This window comes from Micromonospora sp. NPDC049060, from assembly GCF_040649055.1.
Classification (GTDB): Bacteria; Actinomycetota; Actinomycetes; order Mycobacteriales; family Micromonosporaceae; genus Micromonospora; species Micromonospora reichwaldensis.
Genome location: NZ_JBEZEV010000170.1, coordinates 1 through 3,212, shown reverse-complemented (window position 1 = coordinate 3,212; position 3,212 = coordinate 1). Strand labels below are relative to the sequence as shown.

Genomic DNA, 3,212 nt, shown 5'->3' with positions numbered 1-3,212 from the left:
GGGGGGGCGGGGGCGGGGGGGCCCTCCGGGGCCTGGGGGCCCCCGGCCCCCTCACCCCTCCCCCCCCCCCCCCCGCCCCCGCCCGCCGGGCCGGCCGCCGGGGGCGGGGCCGGGCCCCGACCGGGAGCCGCGACACGCGCCGGCCGGGCCGCCCGGGCTGGCGGGTCGAAGGGCGTGCGGCGGCGCCCCGGACGGGTCGGCGGACCCGCCCGGAAGCCCACATCCCGGGCGGCGGATCGACACGGCGGCCACCATCGTGAATCATCTATCTTCATGACCACCGGGTCCACGGACGCCCGACCGTCCGCCGAAACCGCCGACCACGACCAGGTCCCCGACCCCGGGGACCCCGGCCGACGGAACCGGTGGGGCTGGCTGCGCCACGAGTGGACGCTGGCGGTGCTCGGCGGGCTGCTGCTGGCGGTGGTGCTGACCTGGCCGACGATGCGGCATCCGGCGAGCACCATCCCCGGCGACATCGGCGACCCCACGTTGCAGGCGTGGCAGATGGCCTGGGCCGGGCACGCCGTGCTCAACAACCCGACCGGTCTCTGGCACTCGAACACGTTCTTCCCCGAGACCTACACGTACGTCTACAGCGACACCCTGCTCGGCTACGCCCCGTTCGGGATGCTCGGCTCGGGCTTCGAGGCCGCCCTGGTCCGCTACAACGTGATGTACGTGCTGGTGCACGCGTTGGCCTTCATCGGGGCGTACGCGCTGGCCCGGCAGCTCGGGGCGGGCCGGCTGGGCGGGGCGGTCGCCGGGATCGCGTGGGCGTACGCGCCCTGGCGGCTGGCGCACTCCGGCCACCTGAACATCCTGTCCAGCGGCGGGATCGCGTTGTGCCTGGCGATGCTGGCGCGCGGCCACGGCTGGTCGCTGCGGCACGGCTACCGGCCGGAACGGCGGCGACCGGGCTGGGCCTTCGCGGGGTGGCTCGTCGCCGCCTGGCAGGTCAGCCTGGGCTTCGGCATCGGGCTGCCGCTTGTCTACTTCCTGCTGGCCGCGGTGCTGGTCGGGGCCGGCGGCTACGGCTGGTCGTGGTGGCGGCGCGGGCGACGACCCGCGTTCGGCCGGCGGCTGCTGGTCGCCGACGTGGCCGGTGGCGCCGTCTTCGGCGCGGTGACGCTCCTGCTGGGCCTGGTCTACCTGAAGGTCGTCGACCTCAACCCGCAGGCCGAACGGTCGTTGGCCTGGACGGAGATGTTCTCGCCGCCGCTGATCGGCTTCGTCACCGCCCCGGCGGACTCGTGGTGGTGGGGCGAGCGGCACGCGGCGGCGCGGGAACAACTGTCCTGGCCGCCGGAGATGGCGCTGCTGCCCGGGATGGTCCTGCTGGCGCTGGCCGCGGCGGGGCTGTTCGTCTCGGTCTACCCGGCCCGGCGCCGGGTCGCGTTGGCGCTCGGCGTGCTCGGCACGGTGCTGCTGGGCCTGGGCGTCACCCTCGGCGGCGACGGCGATCCGGGCTACCTGACGCTGTCGAAGCACCTGCCGGGCTGGGACGCGCTGCGGACGCCGGGCCGGATGATGCACTGGACGAGCCTGCTGCTGGCGGTGCTGGCGGCGGGCACGGTGACGGTGTTCGCCACGGCGGTGCGGCGGTGGTCGTCCCGAGGCTGGGCCAGGCTCCTGGCACCGGTGCTCCTGTTGGTGCCGCTGGCCCTGGTCGGGCTGGAGGGGATCAACCGGACGCCGCATCCGGTGGTGCCGACGCCGCCGGCCGCGATGCGTACGGCGGCGGAGCCGATGCTGGTGCTGCCCGCCGGCGGCGCGGTCGACCTGATCTTCATGCTGTGGACGACGGACGGGTTCCCCCGGGTCACGAACGGGCTGGGCGGGTTCGAGCCGGTCACCCAGGCGCAGACCCGGGTCGCGACGGCCACCTTCCCCGATGCGGGCAGCGTGGCGTACCTGCGGGGCATCGGGGTGCGGTCCGTGGTGGCCCTGCCGGGCTGGACCGCCGGGACGCCCTGGGAGGGCATCGCGGACCGGCCGATCGACGGGCTCGGCATCACCCGGGAGGAGATCGACGGTGTGCTGGTCTACCGCTTCTGAGCGGGGCGGCGCGGAGCGGGCGTCCTCGGGCGCCGGCCGGGCGGGGTGACGCAGGTGCGCCTGTCGCTGGTGGTGCCCTGCTTCAACGAGGAGGCCTCGGTGGAGCGCCTGCACTCGGCGGTGACCGCCGCGGTCGCGGAGCTGACCGACGTCGACATCGAGGTGGTCTACGTCGACGACGGCAGCTCCGACGGCACCCTCGTGGCGCTGCGCCGGCTCGCCGCCGCCGATCCCGCCGTGCGCTACACGTCGCTGAGCCGCAACTTCGGCAAGGAGGCGGCGATGCTGGCCGGGCTGGAGCGGGCCACCGGGGACGCGGTGGTCATCATGGACGCCGACCTCCAGCACCCGCCCCGGCTGCTGCCCGACATGGTGGCGTTGTACCGGCAGGGTTTCGACCAGGTCATCGCGCGCCGGGACCGGCGTGGCGACCGCCTCGTCCGGATGCTGGCCTCGCGGTCCTTCTACCGGGTGGTCAACTGGTGGATCGACGTGCGGCTGCTGGACGGGGCGGGTGACTTCCGGCTGCTGTCCCGGCTTGCGGTGGACGCGGTGCTGGCGATGCCGGAGTACAACCGCTTCTCCAAGGGGCTGTTCTCCTGGATCGGCTTCCGGACGGTGGTGGTCGCGCACCGCAACGAGACCCGGCAGGCGGGCCGGAGCAGGTGGACGTTCGGCAAGCTGTTCAACTACGCGTTCGACGGGCTGCTGTCGTTCAACAACCGGCCGCTGCGGCTGGCGATCTACGGCGGCCTGTTCCTCACCCTGATCGCGGTGGTCTACATGGCCTGGGTGGTCGCCGACGCCGTCAGCAAGGGAATCGACGTTCCCGGCTACACCACCATCATCGTCAGCGTGATCGGTCTCGGCGGCATCCAGATGACGATCCTGGGCGTGATCGGGGAGTACATCGGCCGGATCTACTACGAGACCAAGCGTCGGCCGCACTACCTGGTCCAGGAGACCGAGGACCTCCTCACGCAGGACGGGGAGACGCCCCGGGTGCCGGACCAGCCGGCGGTGCACCCGGCCGAGCGGGTCCGGCAGGGCGGGCCGGCCCGCGAGGACCTCTCCCGGTACCGCTCGCTGCGGCGCGCCGCCGGCGAGTCCGTGACGGGTGACGCGCGGCAGCCGTAGCGGCTGGCCCCCGCGGC

General features: G+C 74.3%; 2 protein-coding genes. Both read left to right on the top strand.

The window, feature by feature from the left end:
- Positions 1 to 273: 273 nt before the first annotated feature.
- Positions 274 to 2,058, top strand: coding sequence for a hypothetical protein (locus AB0B83_RS30050; RefSeq protein WP_357580998.1), 1,785 nt, complete (start codon positions 274 to 276; stop codon positions 2,056 to 2,058).
- Positions 2,059 to 2,103: 45 nt separating this feature from the next.
- Entirely contained in the window at positions 2,104 to 3,195 is a 1,092-nt protein-coding gene (locus AB0B83_RS30045; RefSeq protein WP_357580997.1) for a glycosyltransferase family 2 protein, read from the top strand.
- Positions 3,196 to 3,212 lie beyond the last annotated feature (17 nt).